This is a genomic window from Kitasatospora sp. DSM 101779, from assembly GCF_025655475.1.
Classification (GTDB): Bacteria; Actinomycetota; Actinomycetes; order Streptomycetales; family Streptomycetaceae; genus Kitasatospora.
Genome location: NZ_JAHTIK010000001.1, coordinates 6,752,693 through 6,754,167, shown reverse-complemented (window position 1 = coordinate 6,754,167; position 1,475 = coordinate 6,752,693). Strand labels below are relative to the sequence as shown.

Sequence of the window (1,475 nt, the reverse complement as noted above, 5' to 3'; positions counted from 1 at the left end):
CCGCGCCGCCGCGGGGAAGCGGCGCCGGGCGCTCATCCTGACGGCGGCCGGCCTCGCCCTCGGCGGCGCCGGCGTGCTGGCCCTCGCGGCACCGGACGGCAGCGGCGCCGCCCGTCCGGTCACCGCGCCGGTGGACGACGCCCGGCCGGCGGCGAGCGACACGCCCACCGTGGAACCGGCCACCACCTCGGCCGCGCCCACCAGACAGCCCTCGGCGAAGCCGTCGAAGTCGGCGAGCGCGAAGCCGAGCGCCTCCGCCTCCGCCTCCTCCGGGCCCTCGCCGACGGCCACCGCCACGGTGACGAGCGCCCCGCCGACCGCGACGGCGACCGTGCGGCCCAGCCACGGCCCCTCGTCGCACCCGTCGAAGTCCTGCACCCCGTTCATCTTCTGGTGCACCTGAGGCTTCCGGGGCACCGGAGGCGGCGACGGCCTCAGCCGTTCAGCAGCTCCGCCAGGTACGCGGCGTGGCTGATCGCCACCTCGCGCGAGGCGGTGAGCAGCGTCAGCGGGCCGCGGCCGGCGAGGTCGCGCAGGTGGTCGAGGGCCTCGGTGCGCTGCGGATCGGCCAGCTCGGCCCGGTAGCGGCGCCGGAACTCCGTCCGGCGCTCCGGGTCGTGCCCGTACCAGCGGCGCAGCTCGGTGCTGGGGGCGACGGCCTTCAGCCACTCGTCGAAGCCGGCGTCCTCCTTCTTGAGGCCGCGCGGCCAGAGCCGGTCGACCAGGACGAGGGCGCCTTCGTCGGGACCGGGTGCGTCGTGGAGCCTGCGGCAGGTGACGGCCATCCGGCCATGCTCGCGTGCCGCCCGCCGAATTCCGTGCGTACGCTGCGGAGTGTCCCGGATGCTGTCCGTACGGCCGACGCCGGCGGTGCGCACCGGGCGGTTGCGGGCGGCACGGGTGAGGAGGAGACACGGTCATGGGGCGGGACGGGGCGGCCGGGCCGCTGGCGGCGGCCGGCGTGCTGTTCCGGGACGCGGCCGGCCGGGTGATGGTCGTCCGGGCGGTGTACGAGAGCCGCCATCCGGTCGAGGTGCCGGGCGGCGGCTGGGAGCCGGAGGACGCGACGCTGCGCGCGACCGCCGTCCGCGAGCTGCAGGAGGAGATGGGGCTGCGTCCGCGGCTGCTGGCGCTGGCGAGCGTGGACTGGGCGATGAGCCGGTCCCGGCCGCCGATCGTCTCCTTCCTGTACTGGGCGCGGCCGCTGACCGCGGCGGAGCTGGCCGCCGTCCGGCTGCAGGAGGACGAGCTCGGCGGGTACGCCTTCGTGACGCCCCGGCAGGCGGCCTCGGCGCTGCCGCCGAGACTGTCGCGCCGGGTGGCGGCCTGTCTGCGGGCGCCGTCCGGGTCCGGTCCGGTGGAGATGGAGGACAGCTTCCCGGTCGGGCCCGCCGCGGCCGGGCTGCCGCCGGAGCCGGCCGCGCCGTACACCCGGGCCGACGGGCTGGACCTGGCGGGCGGCGACCGGCCGCCGG

Annotated in this window: 2 protein-coding genes and 1 pseudogene; 1 reads left to right on the top strand and 2 read right to left on the bottom strand. The window is 78.1% G+C overall.

The window, feature by feature from the left end:
• Positions 1–387 (bottom strand): annotated as a pseudogene (locus tag KSNIM_RS30780) (hypothetical protein); the annotation flags it as partial.
• A 47-nt stretch (positions 388–434) separates the two neighbouring features.
• Complete coding sequence (locus KSNIM_RS30775; RefSeq protein ID WP_263106397.1) at positions 435–785, bottom strand: DUF488 domain-containing protein; 351 nt, start codon at positions 783–785, stop codon at positions 435–437.
• Positions 786–919: 134 nt separating this feature from the next.
• On the opposite strand from KSNIM_RS30775, the gene KSNIM_RS30770 reads away from it, so the two are divergent.
• A partial coding sequence (locus KSNIM_RS30770) for an NUDIX domain-containing protein (RefSeq protein ID WP_263106396.1) occupies positions 920–1,475 on the top strand: 556 nt, incomplete at its 3' end.

Excerpts from the sequence above, each read along its gene's own strand:
- KSNIM_RS30775 (WP_263106397.1), bottom strand. The coding sequence starts at position 785 with ATGGCCGTCACCTGCCGCAGGCTCCACGACGCACCCGGTCCCGACGAA.